This window comes from Paraburkholderia youngii, from assembly GCF_013366925.1.
In the GTDB taxonomy this organism is placed as follows: Bacteria; Pseudomonadota; Gammaproteobacteria; order Burkholderiales; family Burkholderiaceae; genus Paraburkholderia; species Paraburkholderia youngii.
This window is the reverse complement of the sequence record NZ_JAALDK010000001.1, coordinates 917,958-943,102: the sequence shown is the minus strand read 5'-3', so window position 1 is coordinate 943,102 and position 25,145 is coordinate 917,958. Positions and strand designations below refer to the sequence as shown.

Sequence of the window (25,145 nt, the reverse complement as noted above, 5' to 3'; positions counted from 1 at the left end):
GATGCATTGCCCGTCGAACTGCCCGGGACTTAGTCCTTGCGCGAATAGTCGATGCCGACGAAGCCGCCGCCCTGGAAGCGCTGGCCCAGTTCATCGAGCGGATTCGGGCGCGACAGGATGTCTTCGGCGTAGTCTTCGGCGTTCTGCTTCGGCTCGTAGCCGAGACGCGCGGCGCCGACGCTGTTGTCCCACCAGCTGCGCGTATTGGCCGACACGCCCCAGATGGTCATGAAGCCGACCTCTTCCGCTTCGATGCAGCGATCGAGAAAATGCATCAGGTCCTTGTGGCCGAACCAGGTGCTCAGGTGACGCTGCTCGGTCGGACGCTCGAGGCAGCTGCCGATGCGCACGCACACGCTTTCGATGCCGTGCTTATCCCAGTACATGCGCGCGAGCGCTTCGCCCCACACCTTCGACAGACCATAGAAGCCGTCCGGGCGCAGTTCGCAGTCGAGGCTCAGATGCTCGGTGACCGGATACATGCCGATCGCGTGGTTCGAGCTCGCGAACACGATGCGCTTCACGCCGTTGCGGCGCGCGCCTTCGTAGACTTCGACGAGGCCGCGCAGGTTGTTCTCGATGATCTCGGGCAGCGGACGCTCGACGCTCGTGCCGGCAAAATGGATCAGCACGTCCACGCCGTTGAGCAGACGGTCGACGACCGCCGGATCGCGCAGGTCGCCGTTCATCACGTCTTCGCCTTCGACGAGCGGCGTCAGCACTTTCGAGCCAGCGGCCGAGCGCAACGGCACGCCGCGCGCGACGAATTCAGCACGTACCACGGAGCCGAGCTGGCCGCCGGCGCCACTCAGGGCAATCTTCTTCATAGGGGTTCCTTTAACTGCGCCGCGCGCGAGGTCTACAGAGAACAGACAGAGGTTTGAGCGGCCGGCGGGTCGCGCTGTGCGCGTCGCATAACCCACTCAAGTTGTACGATAACGTACTATCGACGATGAACCAGCAGATTTCAACTCCGCATTTACCCTTAAACCGCACGGGGCCAGTTTCCTAGTATCTTAAAAAACAAAGACATACGAATATCGCGTTCATGTGACATCGTATAACTCAAACTGCTTTTTTGTTCGAGAAGTGGATTCGCCTGACGCCCGCGGTCGCCTGGCATCCGGCGCGAGCGGCGGCTGTGCGCCGCCCCGCAATCACCAAATCACTTCATTGCGCGTTTCTGATCGCTCAAGCGCCGATGAATTCGAGCAGGTCGGCATTGACCTTGTCGGCCTCCACGGTGCACATGCCGTGCTGGCCGCCCGCATAGACCTTCAACGTCGCGTTCTTGACGATCTCCGCGGTGCGTCGGCCGGCCGCGTCGATCGGCACGATCTGGTCGTCGTCGCCGTGCAGCACCAGGGTCGGCACGTCGATCTTCTTCAGATCTTCGGTGTAGTCGACTTCGGAGAACTGCTTGATGCAGTCGTACAGCCCCTTGATCGAGCCGGCCATGCCTTGGCGCCAGAACGAATCGATCACGCCCTGCGACACCTTCGCGCCCTCGCGGTTGTAGCCATAGAACGGCACGGCCAGATCCTTGAAGAACTGCGAGCGATCGTCGAGGACGCCCTTGCGGATGCCGTCGAACACATCGATCGGCAGGCCGAGCGGATTATCGGCGGTCTTCAGCATCAGCGGCGGCACCGCACCGATCAGCACGGCCTTCGCGACACGCCCCGTGCCGTGCCGGCCGATGTAATGCGCGACTTCGCCGCCGCCCGTCGAATGGCCGACTAGCGTCGCGTCCTGCAAATCGAGATGTTCGATCAGTGCGGCGAGGTCATCGGCGTAGGTGTCCATCTCGTTGCCGTCCCACGGCTGCTCCGAGCGGCCGTGGCCGCGCCGGTCATGCGCGATCACGCGAAAGCCCTTGCTGCCGAGAAACAGCATCTGCGCATCCCACGCATCGGCGGTCAGCGGCCAGCCGTGCGAAAACACGACCGGGCGACCCTTGCCCCAGTCCTTGTAGAAAATCGAAGTACCGTCTTTCGTCCTGATCGTGCTCATCTGCTGACTCCTTTTCGATGAAGTCTGCCGTCGCCGGCAGGTGGATGAAGCGGAAGCTGCTCACGAAGCATGCGCGCGACGCATGACAGAACGCCGTGCGAATACGGCAATGGATAACCGAACTACGGAAACGGCCGAATCGTAGAGACAAAAAAATCGCCTGACTAGCGCGCGAGCCGACGAAGTCGGTTTGGATGGATCGATTGTCGGCTGACGACGGGCACCGCTCTCGACCTTGTCGCGCAAGGCCGCGCGAGAAGCATTGCTGCAGCGCGGTCGATTGACGCAGCACCCGCAACGACGCACATGCGGCCATGCATCGGCCGCCAAAGGAAACTCGAGACTCATCAACGGCTTGCCTCATCAATTAGCGTATTTCGCATAAAACAAGGCGGTTTTTTGACGCACAGCGCATTGCAACACATTTTGTTTCGATCCCCTACTCTTGCGCCATCTGCCCCGCGCAGTGCGCACCGATATCGGTCGATGCGCGTAATTCCGCTCACGCGGCCATCACGCACAACAGGATCATGAACTCGGCACTATCGGCATTCGATCTCGCGCGCATTCAATTCGCGTTCACGGTTTCTTTTCACATCGTTTTCCCCGCGCTCAGCATCGGTCTCGCCAGCTTCATTGCGGTTCTCGAATGGCGTTGGCTGAAAACCGGCAAGGCCTACTACAAAGATCTTTGTCTGTTCTGGTCGAAGATCTTCGCAGTGGCCTTCGGCATGGGCGTCGTCTCCGGTGTCGTGATGGCCTATCAGTTCGGCACCAACTGGTCCGGCTTCTCGAGTTTCGCCGGGCCCATCACCGGTCCGCTGCTGATGTACGAGGTGATGACCGCATTCTTTCTCGAAGCGGGCTTCCTCGGCATCATGCTGTTCGGCTGGCAGCGCGTGAGTCCGCGCGCGCACTTCGGCGCGACGCTGATGGTCGCGATCGGCACGCTGATCTCGACCTTCTGGATTCTCGCGTCCAATAGCTGGATGCAGACGCCGCGGGGCTTCGAGGTCGTCGACGGCCATGTCGTGCCGCTCGACTGGTTCAAGATCATCTTCAATCCGTCGTTCCCGTACCGGCTCGCGCATATGGCGCTGGCGGCGTTCATCGTCGCGGGGCTGGTGGTCGCGGCGGTCGGCGCGTGGCATCTGCTGCGCGGCCGACGCGATCCCGCCGTCAAGAAGATGTTCTCGATGGCGCTGTGGCTGCTGCTGATTCTGACGCCGATCCAGGCATTCGTCGGCGATCAGCATGGCCTGAACACGCGCGAATATCAGCCGGCGAAGATCGCGGCGATCGAAGGCATCTGGGACACCGAAAAAGGCGGCACCGCGCTGAACCTGTTCGGCATCCCCGACATGAAGGCCGAAACCACGCACTACGCGGTGTCGATCCCGCACCTCGGCAGCCTGATCCTCACGCATAGCTGGGACGGCGAAATCCGCGGGCTGAAGGAATTCCCGCCGCAGGACCGGCCGGATTCGGCCGTGGTGTTCTGGAGCTTCCGCATCATGGCCGGCCTCGGCGTGCTGATGATCGCGATGTCGATCGCGGCCTGGGTGCTGCACCGTCGCGGGCGACTATTCGAAGCGAAGTGGTTCCAGCGGCTGTGCGTCGCGATGGGGCCGAGCGGCTTCATCACGCTGCTGGCCGGTTGGGTCACCACCGAAGCGGGCCGTCAGCCGTGGGTCGTCTACGGCGTGATGCGCACGTCGCAGGCGGTGTCGCCGCTGACCACGCAGCAGGTCGGTCTGTCGCTGATGACGTTCGTGGCCGTCTACTTCCTCGTGTTCGGCACCGGCATCTACTACATGCTGAAGCTGATGCGCTCGGGTCCCGCACTGCCTGGCGGCAAGCCGCACGACACGCCGCAGCCGACGCCCGCACAGACCGCGCGCCGCCCGCTGTCCGCCGCCGATCGGATGATCGACGTCGTCTAACCCACGCTACGAGAGAAAGAATATGGACGTAACCATCGTTTGGGCCGCGATCATCGCGTTGGGCCTTTTCATGTACGTCGTGCTGGACGGCTTCGACCTCGGCATCGGCATCGTCTTTCCGTTCTTCCCGGACGAGAAAGAACGCGACCTGATGATGAACACCGTCGCGCCAGTATGGGATGGCAACGAAACCTGGCTCGTGCTCGGCGGCGCCGCGCTGTTCGCGGTGTTTCCGGTCGTCTACTCGACCGTGCTGTCAGCGCTCTATCTGCCGCTCGTGTTCATGCTGGTGTGCCTGATCTTTCGCGGCGTGTCGTTCGAGATCCGCGCGAAGTCGCGTCGCACCAGGCATCTGTGGGACCTCGCGTTCATCGGCGGCTCGGCGGGTGCGACGTTTTTCCAGGGCATCGTGCTCGGCGCTTTCCTGCAAGGTATTCCGGTCGTTGATGGCGCGTATGCCGGCGACGCGTTCGGCTGGCTCACGCCGTTCAGCCTGCTGACGGGCCTCGGGCTCGTCGCGACCTACGCGCTGCTCGGCTGCTGCTGGCTCGTGGCGAAGACCGAAGGCGACCTGCAGCGCCGACTGCATCGCGTGGTCTGGCCGCTGACGCTGGTGCTGCTCGGCTTCATCGCGCTCGTGAGCCTGTGGACGCCGCTGATGGATGCGGGCATCGCGCAACGCTGGTTCCATGACGGGATCTTTTATCGTCTGCTGCCGGTGCCGTTCCTCGTCGCGATCTGCGCGTTCTTCATGCATCGCGCGGTGCGCGCGCGCCACCACAACACGCCGTTCGTGCTCGCGCTGGCGCTCGTGCTGCTCGGCTATCTCGGGCTGCTGGTGAGCCTGTGGCCGTACGCGATTCCGTCGAGCCTCACGCTATGGGAAGCCGCCGCGCCACGCACGAGCCAGACGTTCACGCTGGCCGGCGCGGCGGTGATCCTGCCGATCATCGTCGCCTATACGACGATGGGTTACTGGGTCTTTCGAGGTAAGGTGCGTCATGGCGACCAACATCACTATCACTGAAAAGCTGAGTGTCCGCGCTTCGGCTCCCACTGCCAATGCGGCAGCGCCCGGCCGCAAGCTGCCGGGCTGGCTCTGGTTCATCGCGCTCTGGTGCTTCGGCGTGGCCGCGGCGATGTCGCTCGGTTTCGCCTTCAAGCTTCTGATGAAAGCGACGCTGTTTGCGGTCAGATAGCGGCGCGCGAACCCGTGTCGATCCGGTGGGCATAATCTCCCGGATCGCGCGCCAGCGCTTCAAAAAAGCTGCGCACGCCTCGTCTACGTAGCAAGCCGGAACCTATGCGCGGGAGACCTGCCTTAACATCACGAAGCGCATCGAACGATGCCGGCAGCCGGCCATGCGCGTCGCAGCCCTGCTAGCGGCGCGCGGCACGGCAAGGGAGCGGGACCCTGGCGAGCTGGAACGATGCCGGATGCGAATCGCAGCACGAGAGAACGGCAATCGGATCGGCCCGTCCGGGGTCCCTGGGATCGACCAAGAAGCGCGGAAGACCGGCCATGATGTGTGTCATGAGTACCGCAGTTATTTACGCTGCAAGTGCGCAGCCCGCAACGGCGGAATGTGCATCGGCGGCAGCCCTCAACGGACTGGCTCGACTCGCGGAGACATCATGAAGTTTCTTGTAGCCGACGACCATGAACTGATCCGGCAAGGCGTCAAAGGCATGCTGCGCGGCTTCGATCCCGACGCCCAGTTCGACGAAGCCGACAGTTGGGAAACCCTTGCGACCGCCGCGCGCCCCGACGCCAATCACGATCTGGCGATCGTCGATCTGCATATGCCGGGGATGAGCGGCGCGACGTCGCTCGAATCGCTGCTGAAGGCGAATCCGGCGCTGCCGGTCGTGGTGCTGTCCGCGGAGGAATCGCCCGACGAGATGCGCGCGGTGCTCGCGGCCGGCGCGCTCGGCTTCGTGCCGAAGCGCCAGCCCGCCAGCGTGATGCTGAAGGCAATCGAACTGGTGCTGTCCGGCGGCGCTTATGTGCCGATGGAAGCGCTGAGTCTGCTCGGCACGCGCGAGACGCAGGCGGCCGGCTGCGCGCGCGCAGAAGCGGATGCATCGGCAGCAGCGCCGCCCCCGAGCGCCGCCGCGCAGACCGAACCGCTCAGGCCGGTGCCGTCGCTGCAGCCGCACCAGCAGCATTTGCTGGAGAATCTGTCACCGCGTCAGCAGGACATCATGCGGCTCGTGCATCGCGGCTGGACCAACAAGATGATCGCGCGCGATCTCGGCGTCGCCGAGGGTACCGTGAAGGTGCATCTGTCGGTGATCTTCCGCGCGCTCGGCGTGCATAACCGCTCGACGGCGATCGCGGTAATCAATGGATGGCTGGAGGCGGGGAAAACGCTTTAGCGCTGCGCCGCAGCGCCAACCGTCGCTGATTCCCGTTGCTAAGGCTGCGTTTCGCTTTGCGCCCCGGAGCCCGCTTCCGTTTGCGGCGAGCCGCCCCCCGCGCGCGACTGCGCTGAACCGACCTGTGCCGCCCCGTCTCCCAACACTACTGGGCCCGCCAGCCGCCCCTTGTCGAGTTCCGCCTGCTGCCACAGCATTTCCAGCGTGCGTCGCAACCGCGCCGGCGTCACCGGCTTGTGCAGCACTGGAATTCCCTGCAACGCGAGCGCCGCCAGCTCCGCCGACGCCATATCGCCGGTGATCAGCAGCGTGACCACATTGCCGTGCCCCTCGCGCGCGAGCGCGCCGCGCATCGCGCTCAGCGCCTGCGCGCCGGTGCGACGATTGGCGAGCTGGTAGTCGCACAGCACCGCGTCGGGCACGAAGCCGTCCGCCAGCGCGGCGAGCGCACCGGCTTCGTCGCGCGCGCCGCGCACCTCGCAGCCCCAGCGCTCGAGCAGGCTCGCGAGGCCTTCGAGTATCGACGGCTCGTCGTCGATGCACAGCACGCGCCGCCCCAGCGAAGCCGGGCCGCCCGCGACCGAATCGTTCAGACTCGCGACGATGCCGCTCGCGTCGCCCGCCTGCACCGCAAAGCGAAACACCGAGCCGCGCCCCGGCGCCGAGCGCAGCTGCAACTCGCCGCCGAGCAGGCCGACCAGCCGCCTGACGGTCGGCAATCCGAGCCCATGCCCCTGACGCGCGTCGCGCTGCGGATTCTCGACCTGGTAAAACTCCTCGAAAATGCGCTGATGCTCCTCCGGCGCAATGCCGACGCCCGAATCGCGCACCTCGATATAGCCGCCCTTTTGTCGCCCCGCGCGCCGGAAGCCGAGCCAGATCGCGCCTTGCTCGGTATAACGCACCGCGTTCGACAGCAGATTGCTGAGCACGCGCTCGAGCAGCACGGGATCGTCATAGACGACCATCGAAGTCGGCGCGATGCGCAGCGCGAGCCCCTTCGCGGCGGCCTGCGGACGATACTGGCTGCCGACCCGCTCGAACAGCTCGGCGAGCCGGAAGTGCAACCGGATCACCTGGGTCACCCCGCTTTCTAGCCGCGCGAGATCGAGCACCTGGTTGAACAGCTGATTGAGCGCCTCGACGTTATAGACGATGTGCCCGGCCGTCTTCGCGTGCTGCGCGGGCGTCGCCGCCGGGTCGTTCAGCGACGCCGCGAGCAGGCCGATCGCATGCAGCGGCTGGCGCAGATCGTGGCTTGCGGCCGCGAAAAAGCGCGTCTTCGCGAGGCTCGCTTCCTCGGCGACGCGCTTTTGCGCGGCCAGCGATTCCGCGAGGTACTGCTGATCGACACGCGCCTGCACGACCTGGCGAAACAGCTTGCGATAGCTCATCGCGTAGACGTTGATCGCGCAGAAGAAAAACGCGAGCACGATCGCGAGAATCGTGCGATCGAACGTATGCGAGCCGAAATGCAGCACGATCGACGGCAGCAGCAGAAACGGAATCGACGTCGAAAAATTGAGGAGATCGAACCCATTCGACATGAACACGCCGGCCGCGAGCGTCACCAGCAGCACGGTATGCAATAGCGGCAGATCGGTTTGCGGACTCTGGAACGCGAACCACACCGCGAAGCCCGGTCCGCTGTACAGGAGCACGCCGCGCAGCGCGTGCAGATAGATCCAGTCGCGCGGCGACAGCAGCTGCGGATAGCGACGATTGCAGATCCACAGCGCGAGGCCCGCGCAATTGGCGAGCGCATAAAAAACGAAGCACGCGATAAACAACGGCGGCGCCGGCACATGCGGCCAGTAGATCGCCACCAGCACCGCGATCGAAAACCAGTGCGAAAAGAACGCGATCGGGTCCTGCGCGTAGAGCACGCGCACGAGGTCTTCGTCGATGGCACGCTGGATCGGGTCGGCCCGCATCGGGCGGTCTCCTCTGTCGATCGGCGTTAGCGCTATAGCGCCTGCTCCGATCCCACGCAGTTTGATCGCGGGGGCATGGCAACCACGTCGAGACGAAGCACTGACCAGGCGGCGGTGCTCCGGCAAAACCGCGGGTCGAACCGGGCGACCGAACGCGCCGCCCGCGCGCTTCATTCTACGGCGAATGCGCACGCTTCAGACGAATCGTCAGCAATCCGTCAGAAGGTTTACCCGGCAGTTTACCCATCAGCTAACACTTCTTCCATATAGGCGAAGGCCTTGCCGCGAACCATACTGCATTCACGTTTCAGCGCGGCATCACAGGCAACTTCCCCCGCTTCGCGGCCCACGCGCCGCGGCTCACCGCGCTCCCTGCCAACCGTGACGGAGGTTTCCATGGGCGCAGTCCCGAGCTACGAATTCGCACGCCGACTCGACGACGCGATCCTGCCCGACCTGTGGCGCAGACGCACCCGGCTCTCCGCGGACGAAATGGTGTCGATGGTCGAACTGGTCAAGCGCGCGTTGCGGACCTATCACCCGCTCGAATTGCAGGCGCTCGGCGAGGACAAGGAAGAACTGGTCGCGCAGTTCATCTACGCGAAGGTGTTGCGCCTCGCGCCCGGCCACACCGAAACGAACGCCTGCGCCGACAGCGCGCCGTCCAACAGCTACGCAGTGTGCGCGTATTTCCGCCGCTATCTGATCGACTGCCTGCGCAGCGCGTGCCATCAGCGCAACGTGTCGATGGAGACCGAGGGCGTCGCGCAGGAAATCGATCTGCACGCGCACGCGCTCGAAGACCCGGTGGAAAGCGTGCTGCTGCAATACGGCCTCGACGAACAGCAGGTGCGGCGCGCGGCGCGCGAGTTCATTGAAGGGCTCGACGAACCGGAGCGGATCGTGCTGGCCGGCAGCCTCGGCTGGTGCTCGGAAGGCAAAGGCGGGCTTTCGGCGGTGGCGGCGCAGCATCGAGTGCCCTCTTATCACTATCGCGCCGTCAAACTCGGCGTCACGATGAAAAAGACGGCCGGCGCCGCGGAATTTTCCAACACCAAGATCGGCCGCTGGCTCACCGACGCGCTCGGCATCGAGATCGACGTCGACAGTCGCGCGGCGATTCTGGTTGCGCTGAATCTGCTCGCGGCGGAATCGAGCGATAGCGAATTCAATGAAGTGGCCGCGTAATAGTTCGGAGAACCAACAGGCCACATAAGAAGCGGAGTAAGAGCGCATGCCCGTATGGCCGGATACACCCGGCAATGGCCGGCCGGTCATGCCGCCCTGAACGTCGCACGCTACGACTTCGGCGCGCCCCTTCATGGCGCGCATTTTTTGCATTCGCTTTTTTTGCAGCGATATTCCGCCTACGATAAAAAAGCTGCCGCAGCACGCCGTCTTTGTTCCGAAGCCGCGCTTCCTTTCCCCGCATCCGATTCCAGACGAGGTGGTCCTGATGAACCGCTTATCGAGCGCGCCGACGGCGCTGCAACGGCATTACGAGGTGGTGGTGATTGGCTCGGGCTACGGCGGCGCGATCGCCGCGAGCCGCATGGCGCGCGCGGGCCGTCGCGTATGCGTGCTCGAGCGCGGCCGCGAATTCATGGCCGGCGAGTATCCGCGCACGCCCGTACAGGGCGCCGAGAATATCCAGTACAACACGGCCGAGGCGCAAATCGGTTCGCCGCTCGCGCTGCTCGAAGTGCACGTGAACGAGGACGTCAACGCGGTGGTGGGCTGCGGGCTCGGCGGCACGTCGCTGATCAATGCGAACGTCGCGCTCGAGGCCGATCCGCGCCTGTGGGACGACCCGCGCTGGCCCGCCGCGCTGCGCGCCGACAAAGCCGGACGCGACGACGGCTATGCGCTCGCCCGGACTATGCTGTCGCCGTCGCCGGTCCCCGACGACTTCCCGCCGCTGCCGAAGCTGCAGGCGCTCGAAAAATCGGCGCAGGCGCTCGGCATGGCGGACCGCTTCAGCCGTCCGCCGATCACGGTCACGTTCGAGAACGGCCCGAACGCGGCGGGCGTCGAGCAGCAGCGCTGCGTCGGTTGCGGCGATTGCAACTCGGGTTGCAACTACGACGCGAAGAACTCGACCCACATGAACTATCTGCCCGACGCGGTCGCCCACGGCGCGCAGATTTTCACCGGCACGGCCGTGCATTCGGTGCTGCGCGATCCCGACACCCAGCAATGGAAGGTCAACTTCCAGCTCGTGAAGCTCGGCCGCGAAAGCTACGACGCGCCCGATCTGTTCGTGCTGGCCGATATCGTCATCGTCGCGGCGGGCACGATCGGCTCGACCGCGCTGCTGCTGCGCTCGCGCGCCGCCGGCTTGAGCACCTCGGAGATGCTCGGCCAGCACTTCACCGGCAACGGCGACGTGCTCGCCTTCGCATACAACACGAAGGACCCGATCAACGGCGTCGGCTGGGGCGAGCACAAGCCAGGGCAGATTCCTCCGGTCGGGCCGACCATCACCGGCCTGATCGACAATCGCGCCGCCGAGAAAAACGTCAGGGATGGCTATGTGATCGAGGAAGGCTCGCTGGCCGGGCCGGTCGGCGAAGCGCTCGTCGGCATGCTCGGCGCGGTCGCGCCGCTCGAAGGCGTGGATGCGGCCGGCGCCCCGTCGCTGCTCGAACGCGCGGCCTACGACGCCCGCACGATCGAGAGCCTGATCCGCGGCCCGTACCACGGTGCGCTCAATCACACGCAAAGCTACCTCGTGATGGCGCACGACGACGAAAGCGGCCGCATCAAGATCGGTGACAAAGGCCGTGCGCGCATCGATTGGAAAAACGCCGGACGCCAGCCGATCTTCCAGACCGTCGAGGACGTGCTGATCGAGGCCAGCAAGCCGCTCGGCGGCAAATATCTGCGCAACCCGATCTCAACGAAGATCGCCGGCCGGCGCACCGTGACCGTGCATCCGCTCGGCGGCTGCGGCATGGCGGAGGACGCCGCGCATGGCGTGGTCGATCATCTGGGCCGCGTGTTCAGCGCCACGGACGGCGACGCGGTGCATGACGGTCTCTACGTGATGGATGGCGCGGTGATGCCGATGTCGCTCGGCGTCAATCCGCTCCTGACCATCTCCGCGCTCGCCGAACGCAACTGCGCGCTGCTGGCCAAAGCGCACGACTGGTCGATCGATTACGCGTCGAAGGGCACCGCCGCCACGCCGCCCGCGCAGAAGATCGGCCTGCGCTTCACCGAGACGATGGTCGGCACCTACACGCCCGAGGTGGCGGGCGAAGCTGCAAAGAGCCCGATCGAATTCACGCTGACGGTCGAGTCCGACGATCTCGCCGACATGCTGAGCAACCCGGATCACCTCGCGCGCACCGCCGGCACGCTGACCTGCGGCGCCCTCTCCGCACGACCGCTGACGATCAGCGACGGCACGTTCAACCTGTTCGTCGTCGATGAGTCCGACGTCGACGAGCGCAACATGAACTACCGGATGACGCTCGACGCGGCCGAAGGCAACACCTGGTATCTGACCGGTAGGAAGATCATCACGCGCACGTCGCCGATCAACCTGTGGGAGCAGACCAACACGCTGTATGCGGAGATACGCGCGTCGGATAACGACGATGCGCCCGTCGTGGGCACCGCCACGCTCGTCATCACGCCGGAAAACTTCCTGAAGCAGCAGCGCACCCTCGAAGTCACGCACGCGCCCGACCTGAAGACGCGCCTCGAATGGACGCTGAAGTTCGGCAAATTCTTCGCGGGCGTGCTGTTCACCGAATACGGCGGCGTCGCCGCGCCGCTGCAGTTCTACGATCCTTACACGCCGCCGCGCGCCAAGCGCGCGCTGCGCGCGCCGGCGCCGCAGATCACCTACTTCGATACACCGGACCGCACGCGGCTCAAGCTCACGCGCTACTTCGATCCCGCCGCGGACAAAGAGTCGAAGCCGATCCTGCTGATCCACGGCTCGGGCGTCTCGAGCCGCATTTTCTCGACCGATCTGATATCGACCAACCTCGTCGAATATCTGTACGCGTCGGGCTACGACGTATGGCTCGTCGATCTGCGCGTCAGCATCGAACTGCCGAGCGTGCTCGTGCCGGCCAACGTCGACATGGTCGCGCGCGAAGATATTCCCGCCGCCGTCGCGAAGATTCGCGAGGTAACCGGCGCGCCGAACATCCAGGTACTCGGCCACTGCCTGGGCGGACTCGCACTCAGCATGTCGCTGCTATATGGACTCGAGGGCGTGCGCTCGGCGGTGATTTCGCAGGTGTCCGCACATCCGGTGCCGGGCACGCTGCAACGGATCAAGGCCGGCTTGCATATTCCCGACCTGATGCAGCATCTGCGCATCCGCGACCTCACTGCCTATACGCAGGAAGATTCGTGGCCCGCGAACCTGTTCGACGAAGCGCTGCGTCTCTATCCGGTCGATCACGACGAGGGCTGCGGCAATGCGATCTGTCATCGCGCGACGTTCCTGTATGGCCTGCTCTATGAGCACGACAAGCTGAACGAGACGCTGCATGCGAACCTGCAGGAACTGTTCGGCATTCACGACATGGCCGTGTTCCAGCACCTGGCCACGATGGTCCGCGCAGGCCATGTCGTCGATGCGCGCGGCGACGACGTGTATCTGAGCGGCGCAAACGGCATGAAAGGACTCGAGGGCATGCGTTTGCCGATCGGCTTCATCCACGGCGAGAAGAACGAAACCTATCTGCCGGTCAGCACCGAACGCACTTACGACCTGCTGCGCGAGCGCTTCCCCGAGCAGCCGTACGAGCGGCATCTGGTTCCCGGCTATGGGCATATCGACTGCATCTTCGGCAAGAACGCGGCGGTCGATGTTTATCCGCTGATCGTCAGCTATCTGAACGCGCATTGACGGCGCGGCATCGCCGATGTGCCACGCGTTATCCGCGCGTGGCGGGTTCTCGTCGCGCCGCCATTCCGGTATGGTTGCGGTTGCGCATCGATCTCCTTCGCCCTCTGTAACCATACCGATGAAAAGATTCCTTCTGGCCTTGTTCACTGCCGGGCTGCTCGGTAACGGCGTCGCGGCCACGCAAGTACAGGCAGCCGAACTTCACGTGATGACCTCGGGTGGCTTCACCATCAGTATCAAAACAGCTTGCCCGGATTCAGAACGCCGTGCGGATCGAGCGCATGCTTGATCGCGACCATCGCGGCAAGCTCGGCTGGCGAGCGTGAAATCGGCAGGAACTCGCGCTTGAGTGAACCGATGCCATGCTCCGCCGACACCGATCCGCGCAACGGCCCCAGCATCTCGTAGACAAACGCATAGACCGAGTGATGATCGACGCCAGGAATCGAATGGCCATCAACGGTCAGATGCAGATTCGAATCACCGATATGCCCGAAGAAATACGCTTCGTTGCCGGGCCAGCGCTGATCGAGCGCCGCGCGGCAACGGTCGACGAACCTGCCGATCTCGCCGATCGGCAAACTCACGTCGAAGTTGATCGGGTCGAGCTTGAGCGGAAACTCCGCGGTGCACTCGCGGATCGCCCATAGCGCGCGCGCATCGGCGACCGACTGCGCGATCACCGCGTCGCGCAGCGCGCCCGCCTGTAGCGCATCGCTCAGCGCTTGCGCGAAGCGTTCGCCAGCGTCGTCGGCATCGAAGCCCGCGTGCTCGATCAACGCATAGAGCGGATACGCGGCGTCGAACGGCGAGCGCGCGCCGGTCAGCTTCACGCCGAAATCGTAAAAGTCCGGCCACATGAGCTCGAACGCGCCGATGTCGTTGCCGAAGCGCGTCGCGAGACGGCGCAGCAGGCTCACCGCGGCATCGTAATCGTTCAGCGCGACTAGCGCCGTATGACGCGCCGCGCGTCGCGGATGCAGCCGCAACACCGCGCGCGTGATCACGCCGAGCGTGCCCTCCGAACCGATGAACCAGTGCTTCAGGTCATAGCCGGTGTTGTTCTTGACCATCTTGCCGAGCGAACTGAGCACGTCGCCATTCGCGAGCACCACTTCGAGACCGAGCACCTGATCGCGCGCGGTGCCGGACTGGATCACGCGATTGCCGCCCGCGTTGGTCGCCAGATTGCCGCCGATCTGGCATGAGCCGCGGGCGCCGAGATCGAGCGCGAGTTCGAAGCCTGCTTGCTCGGCGGCTTCCTGCGCGGCCTGCAACGTGGTGCCGGCACGCACGGTCAGTGTGGCCGACGCCGCGTCGAGTTCTTCGACACCGCTCAAGCGTTCCAGCGACAACGCGATATCGTTGGCGCGCGCGATCGCGCCGCCCGCGAGTCCGGTCATGCCGCCTTGTGGCACCACTGGCTGATGCGCGGCGTGGCAGATCGCGAGCGCGCGCGATACCTCGTCGGTCGTGCGCGGCAGCAGCAACGCCGCCGGACGTGTCGGCTCGTGGCGCGTCCAGTCGGTCATCGCGTGTTCGCCGATCTGTTCGCCGACGCGCACCGCGTCGGCGCCGAGCGCGGCGCGCAACGCCTCGAGTGTCGTCGCGAGAGGCGCGGTCGCGCTTGCGATCTGGGTCCTCTTGTCTTCAGTGATGCTCTGCTCTGTCATGCAGGAGTTCCTTACCGTGCCGTAGCGGCGAGCTTCTTACGATAACCCATCGAATCGTTGATGCGGCCGAGGATATAGTCACCCGCGGCGACCGGCTGATATTTGCTTTGCGCGTCGCTCGCGCCCAGCTCACGGGGATCGACGAGCGCGCCATAGGTCGGATCGTAGAACGTCGCGATCGAATAGCGCTCGCGCCCCGATGCATTGATCACGCGATGCAGCGTCGAGCGAAAGCGGTCGTTGGTCCAGCGTGCGAGCAGATCGCCGACGTTCACGACGAAGCTGCCTTCGACGGGCGGCGCCTCGACCCAAGTATCGTTGGCGATTTCGCGCACCTGCAGGCCGCCGACCTGATCCTGCCACAGCAAGGTGATGCAGCCGTAGTCGGTATGCGGCGCCACGCCGAACTGATCTTCATCCGATTGCGGCGGCTGCGGCGGGTAGTAGACCATTTGCGTGCGCTGCATGCGCTTCGTGTAGCGCGGCACGAAGAAATTTTCTTCGACGCCGAGGCTCACCGCGACCGCGCGCAGCAGATCGGCGCCGCACGCGCCGACCGCCTCGTAATAGTCATACAGCACCGGCCGCAACCCGGGCATGAAGTCCGGCCAGTTGTTCGGCCCGCGCAGTGCTTGCCCCGCCAGCACGTCGGGATCGTCTTCCGGCAGTTCGAGGCCGATGCTGAAGAACTCCTTGTAGTCGGGACGCTTGGCCTGGTACATCGTCGCGTCGCCCAGCGCATTGAAACCGCGATGCCGATGATTGACGGCCGCGCGTCGTTTGGTGTCGACCGGAAACGCGAAGAAGGTGCGCGCGGCTTGCGCGGCGGCATCGATCGTCGCTTGCGGTACGCCGTGATTGACGATGTAGAAAAAACCGATCGTCGTACACGCTTCATGAATTTCTTTCGCGACGCGTCGGAGCGCCTGCTGATCGCCCGCGCGCACGCCGGCGACATCGATGATCGGAATGCGAGTCGCGGGCATCGCGCTGCTCCTTGGAGGATCGGTATTGCAGTGGTATATACCGCCAAAAGCACTGCTGCAAGTTGCTTCGCGTACCTCCATATAAGGGCTTTTCTCTACTCGCGCGAGCATTTATTTTTCGCCGGAAACGCAGTATATACTGCCCTGCAGGGCCCGCGATCTGCGTCGGCGCGGCGGGTCCACAACCAAGACTTCGACACGCCGGCCACCCAACACCAATTCGCCCCCGGAGAACCCCATGCGTATCCTTGCAGGCTGGAAATGTGGTCTGGTCGTGCTGGCGCTGTGCGCGGCGAGCGTCGCAGCGCACGCCGAAGACCAGCTCGCCAAAGTGAAGAAAGCCGGCGAACTGGTGGTCGGCACCGAAATGCAGTTCGCACCGTTCGACTTCCTCGAGAACGGTCAGCAGGCCGGCTTCAACAAAGACCTGTTCGCGGAGATCGGCAAGGAAATCGGCGTCAAGGTGCGCTTCATCGATCTGCCGTGGCCGAGCGTGCTGCCCGGTCTCGAAGCGGGCAAGTTCGATATGGTCGGCGGCCCGTTGACGGTCACGAAGGCGCGCATGGAACGCTACACCTACACGCTGCCCGTCGCCGATGCGACCGACGCGCTGCTCAAGCGCGCGAACGATGCGTCGATCAAGCAATCGGCGGATAGCGCGGGCAAAACGATCGGCGCGGGCAAGGGCTCCGCGCAGCTCGATCAGCTGAAGAGCTACGCGGCCACGCTGCCGAAGCCGCCGGAAATCCGCGAGTACGTCGACAACAATCAGGCTTACGCGGACCTCGCGGCAGGCCGCATCGCCGCGGTGGCGAACTCGATGACCAACATCGCGTATGTCGCCAAGCAGCGCCCCGAGATGTTCGCGGTCGTGCAGCCGCCGTTCGGCGCGAAGGTCTATTTCGCATATGCATTGCGTAAAGACGCCGACAGCAAGCCGCTCGCCGACGCGTTCAACGCGGCGCTCGTGAAGATGCAGAAGGATGGCCGGCTCGCCGCGTTGCAGAAGAAGTGGTTCGGTGTCGCGATGGAGATGCCTTCCACGATGCCCACGCCGAACTACTGAGCGTCCGTGGGCGGCACGCGTCGTCCTTCCCGTTCCACCGGCCGCGACCCATGTTCAACACGACCGTCTTCGTTCAGGGCCTGCCGCTGCTGCTGCATGCGGCGCTCGCCACCGTCGGCATTTCGCTGACGGGGCTCGTGATCGGCTTCTTCGTCGGCATCGGCGTATGCACCGCGCGGCTGTCGCAGCATCGCGCCGCGCGGCTCGCGGGCGGCGCCTACGTGTTCTTCTTTCGTGGCGTGCCGATGCTCGTGCAATTGCTGCTCGTCTACTACCTGTTGCCGTTCGCCGGTATCAACGTGTCGCCGATCGTCGCCGCGATCAGCGCGGTGTCGTTGTGCTCGGCCTCGTATATAGCCGAGATTCTGCGCGGCGGGTTTCTAAGCATCCCGCCCGGACATCTCGAAGCCGCGCGCATGCTCGGGCTTTCCCCGCTCGATACGCTGCGGCGCATTCTGGTGCCGCAAGCATTCCGTTTGACGCTGCCGTCGCTCGTCAACGAAATGGTGCTGCTGATCAAGGCTTCTTCGCTGATCTCGGTGGTCGGCGTCGCCGAGTTGACGCGCACCGCGCAGAACATCGCCGCGAGCACTTACCGGCCCCTCGAAGCGTATGTCGCGGCAGGGCTGATCTACTTCGTGATCTGCGGCTCGCTCGCGCTCGTCGCGCATGCGGCCGAGCACCGTTTGCAGCACGCCTGAATCGACTCACGTTTAAGCCAACCTCGCCATGCAAACGTTCGATCCGACCGTCATCACGCACAACCTGCAGCCTATCGCCGCCGGTCTCGCGACGACGCTCGCCAGCTGGGCCGCGGGCGTCGCGATCGGTCTCGTGATCGGCTTCCTGATCGCGGTGCTGCAACTGTTCTGCGGACGCTGGCTGCGCGCCGCGCTGCGCGTCTATATCGAACTGTTGCGCGGCACGCCGTTTCTCGTGCAGCTGTTTCTGCTGTACTACGGCGGCCCGTCGATCGGGCTCACGCTCGAACCGATGACGGCCGGCATCGTCGGCCTGGGTCTCTACGGCAGCGCGTATTTCGCCGAGGCGTTCCGCTCCGGCTTCCAGTCGGTGCCCAAAGGCCATCTCGAAGCGGCGTCGTGTCTCGGGCTCACGCGCTGGCAGGCGATCGCACGCATCCAGGCGCCGCAGATGCTGGTGCTGATCGTGCCCGCGCTGACCAATCTGATCATCGTGCTGAGCAAGGAAACGGCCGTGCTGTCGATCGTCACGGTGCCCGAACTGACCTTCGTGCTGACCGGTATCGGCTCGGCCACCTTCGCTTTCGTCGAAACGCTGCTGGTGCTGTGCGTGTGCTATCTCGCGCTGGTCGAGCTGACCTCGCGCGCGGGCATGTGGGCCGAAGCCCGTCTCGCACGCTTCATGGCATGATTCCGGGACCCCTATGAACGCCATCGCCGACATGCACTCCCCCGCGCAATCATCCGCGCCGTCCGCCAGCGCAACGGCGAACGCATCGAATGCCGCGCCGCTGATCGAAGTGCGCGATCTGCGCAAACGCTTCGGCGACGTCGAGGTGCTGCGCGGCATCGATCTCGAGATCGCGCGCTCGGAAGTGGTCTGCATCATCGGGCCGTCGGGCTCGGGCAAGAGCACGCTGCTGCGCTGCCTCGCCGCGCTCGAAACCTACGATCACGGCGACGTGCGCATCGAAGGCGAACTGCTCGGCTATACCGAGCGCAACGGCAAACGCGTGCGCGCGTCGCATGGCGAGATCAACCGCGTGCGCCGCAACGTCGGCATGGTGTTCCAGCAGTTCAACCTGTGGCCGCACATGACCGCGCTCGGCAACGTGATGGAAGCGCTGCTGCGCGTGCGGCGCCTGTCGAACGACGAAGCGCGCCGCCGCGCGAACGCGATGCTGGAGACGGTCGGCCTCGCGCACAAGGGCGATGCGTATCCGGCGAAGCTGTCGGGCGGTCAGCAGCAGCGCGTCGCGATTGCACGCGCGCTCGCGATGGAGCCGCACATCATGCTGTTCGATGAACCGACTTCGGCGCTCGATCCAGAGCTCGTCGGCGAAGTGCTGCTGGTGATGAAGCAGCTCGCGCGCGACGGCATGACGATGGCCGTGGTCACGCACGAAATGGGCTTCGCCGCGCAGGTCGCCGACAAGGTCATGTTCATCGACCAAGGCCGCATTGCCGTGCAGGGCAAGCCGCGCGACGTGTTTCACGATGCCGCGCAGCCGCGTCTGCGGCAGTTTCTGCAAAACTATTTCGACCGTAATGCGTTCTGGACGCGCGGCCCAGACGACACCCAGCCCCTATGAGCACCACCGCTCGCAGCAAGCCTCACGGCAAATTCTCCGCCAGCGCGGCCCGCGCCGCGGCCAGAACCGCGCGCGGCAGTGATGAGGCGCCCGCCGCGCGCTATGAGCAGGTCAAGCAGCACATCCGCCAGATCATCGACTCGGGCGAACGCCAGGCGGGCGATCGTCTGCCCTCCGAACTCGATCTCGTCGGGACGCTCGGCGTATCGCGGATGACGGTCAACCGCGCGCTGCGCGAACTCGCCGACGCGGGGCTCGTCACCCGCGTATCGGGCGTCGGCACCTTCGTCGCACCGAACAAGCCGCAATCCACGCTATTGATGATCGCCCATATCGGCGACGAGATCCGCTCGCGCGGCCACGCATATCGTTGCGACATGGTGCTATTGCAGCGCGAGACCGCATCGGTCACGGTGTCGAACGCATTGGGGCTGGCGCCGGGCGCTTCGGTGTTTCATGTGGTCTGCGTGCATCGCGAGAACGGCCTGCCGGTGCAGCTCGAAGATCGCTATGTGAATCCGGCCGTCGCGCCGGATTTTCTGCAGCACGATTTTTCGGCGCTGAAGCCGTCCGAGTATCTGCTGACGGCCGTGCCGATGCACGATCTCGAACACGTCGTGGACGCGGCGCTGCCGACGCCCGCCGAAGCCGAGCTGCTCGAAATTCACGCGGAGGAACCGTGCCTGACGCTGACACGCCGCACGTGGACGAGCGGCGTCGCGGTGACGTTCGCGCGTTTCGTGCATCCGGGTTCGCGCTACCGGCTTGGTTGCCGCTTTTCGCCGAATACGTCGCAGCGGCAGGGATAAAGCGTGCTTCAGCAACCGGGCTACACGGTCCCCGCCAGATGAAACCGCGACGCCGGATGCCATAGCCGCACCGACGTCGCGACGTTCTCGCCGACCCACGTGCGCCGCCACAGCAGCAGACACGGCTCGCCGATATCCATCATCAGATGACGCCGCACATAGGCGTCGGGCTTCTGCGCATAGATGCGAAACTCGGCACGCTGCACGGGCGCGAGCCGCACCATGTAGTGATTCGGTGTTTCGACCGAGAAGTCCTGTTGCAGATATTCGGGGAACACTTTCGGATTGACGAAACGGTCCTCGTATTGAATCGGCTCGCCCTCCTCGCTGTGCACGATGCACGAATGAAACGCGGGACCGCTCGCGAGACCGAGCGCTTCGAGCGCCTCGGCGTCGTGGCTCGGTTCGAGCGTCAGCACGCGCGCCGAATGACGATGACCGCGCGCGGCGATTTCATCGGCGATATTGCGGATCTCCAGCACCGTCGATTCATATCGCTGCGGCGCGACGAAGGTGCCCGAGCCTTGCACGCGCGTGAGCACGCGCTCGGCGGTCAGCTCGCGCAGCGCGCGCGACACCGTCATGCGCGCGACGCCGAACTCCTTGACCAGCTCCGTTTCGGAAGGAATCAGTCCGCCCGGCTTCCATGCGCCTTCGCTGATGCGCTTGAGCACGTAGCGTTTGATCTGCTCATAGGCGGGCATCGCCTTGACCGGCGTGTCGCGGTTGCGATCGGCGGCGTCCTGGTTCTGCTCGGCCTGTGCGGCGGGCGCGATGCGCGCCTGTGTAGTTGTTTTCACTCCAAACCTCATCGGTGATTCGCCGGTGTTACATCAGGTACACCGTGGCCGGTTCTCCGGCGGCCGGGAGCCATCTTACCCGCTTCGACGGCGGCGAGACCACCTGGACGCGCTACCAGATGAACGGCACGAAACGGTAACGCACACGTTCCATGTACGCCGTGTAGCCGTCGAGTTGCTCGGCCAGCAGCCGCTCCTCGCGCACCGCGCGCCAGCCCATGCCGTACGCCATCACGGGCAGCGCCACAAGCCCCCACCACGAGCCGAGCATCAAGGGCGTGCCGACGAAGAACACCAGCGCGGCCGCGTACATCGGATGACGGACGTACGCGTAAGGCCCGGTGTCGGCGACCTTGTGCCCGCGGCTCGCCTGAACCTTGACCACCGGCGCGGCGTAGCTGTTCGCGCGAAACACGAAGCGGCACATGAAGATGCACAGGAACACGCATAGCGCGCCGAAGCCCATCAGCCACAACGGCAGCGGCCCGGACCAGCGAAACCGCATCGCGTCGAAGCCCATCAGGACCAGCCAGCCGCACCACGCGGCTCCGATCGCGACCATGAACACACGATCCCAGCGGCTCTGCTGCGCCTGCACGAACGGCGCGAGCCGCTCCGCGAGCAGCGCGGGATCATGACGCGCGAGCCACAAGCCGACCCACAGGCTCAACACCACCAGCTCCAGCAGATACCACCACGCGGCCGGCCACGCGAGCGTGCCGGCCGCGCCGAACAGCAGCACGCCCATGAACGCCAGCCAGGCCAGCGATTGCAGGATCAGACGTGCGACCATCGCGGCTCCCTCATGGGCTGGTGTCATGCGGACGCATCACGCGTGCGCACGCGCTCGAACACGTCGGCGATATCGATGTCCTCCAGGTTCAAGCCGAAGCGCTCGCGCAGGCAGTCGGCGAGTTCGGCGGCACTCGCGAGGCGCCGTTCGCTGACGATCTGCCCTTGCGCGTCGCGCTCGTTCAACTGATCGTTGAATAGCGCGACGCGCAGTTCGGGTAGCACGCGGCACGCCAGCAGGTTATTCACGAACTTCGAATCGGGCGACGTCGACGTGTACCAGTTCGAGATTTCATAGTCGACCCACTCGACTGCGCGCAGATCGACGTGATAGACGCGCGACCAGCTCTCGTCCGGCGCCAGCACCTCGAGATAGACGGTGTCGTGCCCCGCGTTGGCGAGACGGAACGTGCCGAGCGGAATCGGTTGTGCAAGGCCGGCGGTCAGGCGCAGCGGCGCGGTCAGCGTGACGCCGCCGAAGCCGACGTCGGCGATCCATTCGTCGCCGTCGATATCGACACGCAGCACCATGTGCGTACGCGGCGAGATCGTGCCGGGCTCGCGGCCCCATATGACGCGCGCAAGCATCGGCGTGATCTTGAAGCCGAGTTGCATCAGCACGTTCGCGAACAGAATATTCTGCTCGAAGCAGTAGCCACCGCGCTTTTGGGTCACGAGCTTGCGTTCGATCGCTTCGAGCTCGAGCCTGACCGGCTGGCGAGTCAGCGGGTTCAGGTTCTCGAACGGGATCGCGGCGGGATGGAGCAGGTGAATCGCCCGCAGCACTTCGAGCGTGGCGGCGCGCGGGCCCTGATAGCCGATGCGGGCGAAGTAGTTTTCCAGATTGACGGAGTGGGACATCGGCGGAATTCCAGTTGAGGAGCGGGTTCGACGCGATCATAGCGCTTTCGCGCTGAATCGATCGCGCGAGGCGAAGCGAAACGCGCCTACATGCCCTTCAACGCCGACGTCGCGATCGACGGCACCGTAATACCGTGGCTCGACGCGAACTGCACGGCCGAGCTCAGCGTCGACATCAGCGACTGCAACTGCCCCGGCGCCGACTGCGCGATATACGAAGCGCTTTGCGCGGTCTGCGGATTGAGGCCCGATTGCAGCAGCGACGACGGACTCATCTGACCAAGGCTGCCAAGCCCCGACTGCAAGCTCGAATACTGGCTCACTCCCTTGCCGAGCGACGACAGCCCCTGGGTGAACGCTTCCTTGTTGACCGGCGTCGCCGACGCGCCGCCACTTGCATGATTTGCGAACGCATCGGTGAGCTTCTGCGACAGCGACTCCTGTGTGCTGCCGACCTGCGTCAACTGACTGACCGACGGCGTGCCACCGCTGAGCAGCCCCGCCGCCTGCTGCGCCTGGCCGGCCGCACTCGTCATGCCCATCGCCGACGCGAGGCTCGACTGCCCGCTCAGCACCTGCTGGTTCGCGCCAACATAGCTCTGCAGCAGCTGCGACACGCCGCCCGACGACGCCCCGGCACCGGCCGAGCTGTCACCGCCCCCGCCGATACCGAACTGCTTCAGATTCAACTGCGCGTGCGCGGCGCCGCCCAACAACAGACCGCCACTCGCCAGCAACGAAACCAGAAGAATGCGCTTGCTCATTTCGACCTCCTCACTTTGACTTTCGGGGTTACTCGTGCACTTCGACACCTCACCCTTTCGCGCGTTCGGTCTGACCACATCAATACTATTTCATTACGTTGCTGTTACGACATCATTACATCTTCATGCGCTTTACGAGCGGTCCGTAAATCCCGGGTTTACATGCCGGTAATCTTGATGCGAATCGTTCTCATTTGTGTTGACTCTCGCAAATGGCCTGCGTACGATCTCGCCATCAGCTGCTTCGGCATCGGACGAAACAACACTAATAAGGATTTCGATGAAGTTCGCCCAACTCAATGGACTGCGCGCCAACGCGCCTCCCTTTTGCGACGCTTCGGCACGTACCGGCGCAATTCATCGTACGCGTTTGCCTTCGATGCGGCGCGTCGCACTGTGCACGGCCGTCGCGTGGGCCTCGTTGACCGGCCACGCGGCGCTGGCCGAAGCCAATCCCGATGCGAACCCGGAAGCGCCCGAAGCCGACCTGAACATTCAGGCGACGCAGACCAACCAGTGGACCGGTTTCTGGAATCGTCAGCAGATGCTCGGCGACATGGGCGGCCTGCGTCCGTGGCTCGGCAAGTACGGCATGACCTTCACGCTGACCGAAACCAGCGAAGTGCTGGCCAATCTGCGCGGCGGTCTCGCGCGCGGCGCCGACTACGACGGCCTGACCACCGCCACCTTGCAGATGGATACGCAAAAGGCGTTCGGCCTGCCGGGCGGCCTCTTCAACGTCAGCGCGCTGCAGATTCACGGCTCGAACCTGAGCGCGAACAAGCTCGGCACGTTGAACACGGCGAGCGGCATCGAGGCCGACAACGCGACGCGTCTGTGGGAGCTCTGGTATCAGCAGTCGTTCCTCAACAAACGCGTCGACGTGAAGATCGGTCAGCAGAGTCTCGACCAGGAATTCATCACGAGCACGTATGCGGCGCTGTTCCTCAACACCATGTTCGGCTGGCCCGCGCTGCCCTCATACGACCTGCCGTCGGGCGGTCCCGCCTATCCGCTCGCGGGTCTGGGCGTGCGCGTGCGCGGCCAGATCACCCCTGCGTTGACCGCGCTGGCCGGCGTGTATTCGGGCGATCCGCTCGGCAACAACCCGAACAACATGAGCGGCACGAACTTCAACCTGCATAACGGCGCGTTGTGGATCGGCGAGCTGCAGTACGCGATCAACCAGCCGTCCGACGGCGAAATGGTCGGCACGGGCGGCGGTGGTCTGCCGGGCACCTACAAGCTCGGCGTCTGGTACAACACCAACGAATTCGCCGATCGGCGTTTCGACAACATGGGACTGTCGCTCGCGAATCCTGCGTCGACCGGCATCGCCGCGAATCACAGCGGCAACTACAGCTTCTATGCGGTCGCCGACCAGATGGTGTGGCGCCCCGACCCCGACGAACCACGCAGCCTCGGCGTGTTCGCGCGCGTGATGGGCGCGCCGGGTGATCGCAATCTCGTGCAAGTCGCGGCCAACCTCGGCGTGGTGCTGAAGGCGCCGTTCAAGGGCCGCGACAACGACAGCGCCGGCCTCGCGCTGACCTACATCAAGGTCGGCAGCCACGTGAACGGACTCGACAAGGACTTCCTGGCATTCAACGGCAGCCCGTACGGCGTGCGCACCAGCGAAACCACGCTCGAGGCGACCTACCAGTACCAGATCAATCCGTGGTGGCAAGTGCAGGCCGACGCGCAATACACGTTCAACGCCGGTGCGGGCCAGAACCCGAACGACCCGACGCAGCCGCTGCGCAATACGTTCGTCGTCGGCGTGCGGACCAATATCAACTTCTGATGCCGCCCGCCGCGCGCTTTCATCCACGCAAGCACATGCCACCCCACGCAACCGGACCAGCACTTCCCATGCTTTCGACCGTCACCGCCACTCCCGCTTTGTGCGCCCGCACGGAGGCCCAATCGTGAACCCAGTCACGCGCAAGTTTGCGCCGC

The 25,145-nt window shown here is 64.6% G+C and carries 22 protein-coding genes; 12 read left to right on the top strand and 10 right to left on the bottom strand.

The window, feature by feature from the left end; translation table 11 throughout:
• Positions 1 to 29: 29 nt before the first annotated feature.
• Complete coding sequence (locus tag G5S42_RS04415; RefSeq protein WP_176105699.1) at positions 30 to 827, bottom strand: NAD-dependent epimerase/dehydratase family protein; 798 nt, start codon at positions 825 to 827, stop codon at positions 30 to 32.
• 364 nt (positions 828 to 1,191) lie between these two features.
• Entirely contained in the window at positions 1,192 to 2,013 is an 822-nt protein-coding gene (locus G5S42_RS04410) for an alpha/beta fold hydrolase (protein ID WP_176105698.1), read from the bottom strand.
• A gap of 530 nt (positions 2,014 to 2,543) precedes the next feature.
• Between G5S42_RS04410 and G5S42_RS04405 the strand changes: the two genes are divergently transcribed.
• The 4 genes from G5S42_RS04405 to G5S42_RS04390 all read left to right on the top strand — a co-directional run bounded on the left by G5S42_RS04405 (position 2,544) and on the right by G5S42_RS04390 (position 6,335).
• On the top strand, positions 2,544 to 3,956 hold the full coding sequence (locus tag G5S42_RS04405; RefSeq protein ID WP_176105697.1) for a cytochrome ubiquinol oxidase subunit I: 1,413 nt from the start codon (positions 2,544 to 2,546) through the stop codon (positions 3,954 to 3,956).
• A 22-nt stretch (positions 3,957 to 3,978) separates the two neighbouring features.
• Positions 3,979 to 4,983, top strand: a complete 1,005-nt coding sequence (gene cydB, locus G5S42_RS04400; protein ID WP_176105696.1) for a cytochrome d ubiquinol oxidase subunit II — start codon at positions 3,979 to 3,981, stop codon at positions 4,981 to 4,983.
• Complete coding sequence (locus G5S42_RS04395) at positions 4,958 to 5,155, top strand: hypothetical protein (protein WP_176104961.1); 198 nt, start codon at positions 4,958 to 4,960, stop codon at positions 5,153 to 5,155. Before cydB ends, G5S42_RS04395 begins: the two co-directional genes overlap by 26 nt.
• A 436-nt stretch (positions 5,156 to 5,591) precedes the next feature.
• The gene (locus G5S42_RS04390) at positions 5,592 to 6,335 is read left to right on the top strand and encodes a response regulator transcription factor (protein WP_176105695.1); all 744 of its coding nucleotides are present in this window, start codon (positions 5,592 to 5,594) and stop codon (positions 6,333 to 6,335) included.
• Positions 6,336 to 6,373: 38 nt separating this feature from the next.
• Here the strand turns inward: G5S42_RS04390 and G5S42_RS04385 are convergent, their stop codons facing one another.
• Together G5S42_RS04385 and G5S42_RS04380 are read right to left on the bottom strand one after the other, a co-directional pair.
• On the bottom strand, positions 6,374 to 8,269 hold the full coding sequence (locus G5S42_RS04385) for a hybrid sensor histidine kinase/response regulator (protein ID WP_176105694.1): 1,896 nt from the start codon (positions 8,267 to 8,269) through the stop codon (positions 6,374 to 6,376).
• A gap of 239 nt (positions 8,270 to 8,508) precedes the next feature.
• On the bottom strand, positions 8,509 to 8,667 hold the full coding sequence (locus tag G5S42_RS04380; protein ID WP_176105693.1) for a hypothetical protein: 159 nt from the start codon (positions 8,665 to 8,667) through the stop codon (positions 8,509 to 8,511).
• Between G5S42_RS04380 and G5S42_RS04375 the strand changes: the two genes are divergently transcribed.
• Positions 8,666 to 9,457, top strand: a complete 792-nt coding sequence (locus tag G5S42_RS04375; protein WP_176105692.1) for a hypothetical protein — start codon at positions 8,666 to 8,668, stop codon at positions 9,455 to 9,457. The genes G5S42_RS04380 and G5S42_RS04375 overlap by 2 nt on opposite strands.
• A 268-nt stretch (positions 9,458 to 9,725) precedes the next feature.
• Positions 9,726 to 13,142, top strand: a complete 3,417-nt coding sequence (locus G5S42_RS04370) for an alpha/beta fold hydrolase (RefSeq protein ID WP_176105691.1) — start codon at positions 9,726 to 9,728, stop codon at positions 13,140 to 13,142.
• Positions 13,143 to 13,378: 236 nt separating this feature from the next.
• Here the strand turns inward: G5S42_RS04370 and G5S42_RS04365 are convergent, their stop codons facing one another.
• The gene (locus G5S42_RS04365; RefSeq protein ID WP_176105690.1) at positions 13,379 to 14,815 is read right to left on the bottom strand and encodes an FAD-binding oxidoreductase; all 1,437 of its coding nucleotides are present in this window, start codon (positions 14,813 to 14,815) and stop codon (positions 13,379 to 13,381) included.
• Between the two features lie 11 nt (positions 14,816 to 14,826).
• Entirely contained in the window at positions 14,827 to 15,801 is a 975-nt protein-coding gene (locus tag G5S42_RS04360; protein WP_176105689.1) for an isopenicillin N synthase family dioxygenase, read from the bottom strand.
• Positions 15,802 to 16,039: 238 nt separating this feature from the next.
• Here G5S42_RS04360 and G5S42_RS04355 point away from each other — a divergent pair, with 238 nt between their 5' ends.
• From G5S42_RS04355 to hutC (G5S42_RS04335), 5 genes are read left to right on the top strand one after another with little or no spacing between them, the layout of a single operon-like run.
• The gene (locus G5S42_RS04355; RefSeq protein ID WP_176105688.1) at positions 16,040 to 16,867 is read left to right on the top strand and encodes a transporter substrate-binding domain-containing protein; all 828 of its coding nucleotides are present in this window, start codon (positions 16,040 to 16,042) and stop codon (positions 16,865 to 16,867) included.
• A gap of 50 nt (positions 16,868 to 16,917) precedes the next feature.
• The gene (locus G5S42_RS04350; protein WP_176105687.1) at positions 16,918 to 17,568 is read left to right on the top strand and encodes an amino acid ABC transporter permease; all 651 of its coding nucleotides are present in this window, start codon (positions 16,918 to 16,920) and stop codon (positions 17,566 to 17,568) included.
• 28 nt (positions 17,569 to 17,596) lie between these two features.
• A complete protein-coding gene (locus tag G5S42_RS04345) occupies positions 17,597 to 18,259 on the top strand; it encodes an amino acid ABC transporter permease (RefSeq protein ID WP_176105686.1) in 663 nt (220 codons plus the stop codon).
• 13 nt (positions 18,260 to 18,272) lie between these two features.
• Positions 18,273 to 19,160, top strand: coding sequence for an amino acid ABC transporter ATP-binding protein (locus G5S42_RS04340; RefSeq protein ID WP_281374980.1), 888 nt, complete (start codon positions 18,273 to 18,275; stop codon positions 19,158 to 19,160).
• Positions 19,157 to 19,969, top strand: coding sequence for a histidine utilization transcriptional repressor HutC (gene hutC, locus G5S42_RS04335; protein WP_176105685.1), 813 nt, complete (start codon positions 19,157 to 19,159; stop codon positions 19,967 to 19,969). Before G5S42_RS04340 ends, hutC (G5S42_RS04335) begins: the two co-directional genes overlap by 4 nt.
• 20 nt (positions 19,970 to 19,989) lie before the next feature.
• On the opposite strand, the gene hutC (G5S42_RS04330) is transcribed toward hutC (G5S42_RS04335), so the two are convergent.
• The 4 genes from hutC (G5S42_RS04330) to G5S42_RS04315 form a co-directional block, all read right to left on the bottom strand.
• Positions 19,990 to 20,769 carry a histidine utilization transcriptional repressor HutC gene (hutC, locus tag G5S42_RS04330; RefSeq protein ID WP_176105684.1) on the bottom strand — a complete coding sequence of 260 codons (780 nt, stop codon included), beginning with the start codon at positions 20,767 to 20,769 and terminating at the stop codon, positions 19,990 to 19,992.
• Between the two features lie 112 nt (positions 20,770 to 20,881).
• Positions 20,882 to 21,562, bottom strand: a complete 681-nt coding sequence (locus G5S42_RS04325) for a methyltransferase family protein (protein ID WP_176105683.1) — start codon at positions 21,560 to 21,562, stop codon at positions 20,882 to 20,884.
• Between the two features lie 23 nt (positions 21,563 to 21,585).
• Entirely contained in the window at positions 21,586 to 22,422 is an 837-nt protein-coding gene (locus tag G5S42_RS04320) for an arylamine N-acetyltransferase family protein (protein ID WP_176105682.1), read from the bottom strand.
• An 86-nt stretch (positions 22,423 to 22,508) separates the two neighbouring features.
• Positions 22,509 to 23,186: a hypothetical protein gene (locus G5S42_RS04315; RefSeq protein ID WP_176105681.1), complete on the bottom strand. Its 678-nt coding sequence runs from the start codon at positions 23,184 to 23,186 to the stop codon at positions 22,509 to 22,511.
• Positions 23,187 to 23,466: 280 nt separating this feature from the next.
• Here G5S42_RS04315 and G5S42_RS04310 point away from each other — a divergent pair, with 280 nt between their 5' ends.
• A complete protein-coding gene (locus G5S42_RS04310) occupies positions 23,467 to 24,990 on the top strand; it encodes a carbohydrate porin (protein WP_176105680.1) in 1,524 nt (507 codons plus the stop codon).
• Positions 24,991 to 25,145: the final 155 nt, after the last annotated feature.